The 488-nt window shown below is 65.8% G+C and carries 1 protein-coding gene; it reads right to left on the bottom strand.

All coding sequences use genetic code 11. The annotated features are described in order from the left end of the window. A partial coding sequence (locus JQK15_RS26595; RefSeq protein WP_502956889.1) for an elongation factor 1-alpha C-terminal domain-related protein occupies positions 1 to 488 on the bottom strand: 488 nt, incomplete at both ends.

Below are 488 nucleotides of genomic sequence, written 5' to 3' on the forward strand. Positions count from 1 at the left end.
GCCAGATGCTCCATGGTGTTGACGTTGACGACATATTTGGGCGCCTGGACGGTGGCCGATACGCTCTGCGTGCCGATCTTGAGCCAATAGGGCCGGCCCGGCAGCATCGCCTCGTCATCCATCCACACGATGGTCGCTTCGAACTGGCTGGAGACCTCTGGCGGATTGTCGGCGACGGCGATGACGTCGCCGCGCGAACAGTCGATCTCGTCGGCAAAGCAGAGCGTGACCGACTGGCCGGCAATCGCTTCGTCGAGGTCGCCGTCGCCACCGGTCCCGCTTGCCGGGCCGGTTCCACCCGGCATCGTCACGATACGCGAGATGGTCGATGTCTTGCCCGAGGGCAGGACGCGCACGGCGTCACCCGGCTTGACCGATCCGCTGGCGATCAGACCGGCAAAGCCGCGAAAGTCGAGGTTCGGGCGATTGACCCACTGGACCGGCATGCGGAAGGGCTTGGCCGCCGCAGTGGTGGCATCGACCTCGAC

Origin of the sequence: Sphingobium sp. BHU LFT2, from assembly GCF_018604485.1 — a bacterium.
Lineage (GTDB): Bacteria > Pseudomonadota > Alphaproteobacteria > Sphingomonadales > Sphingomonadaceae > Sphingobium > Sphingobium yanoikuyae_A.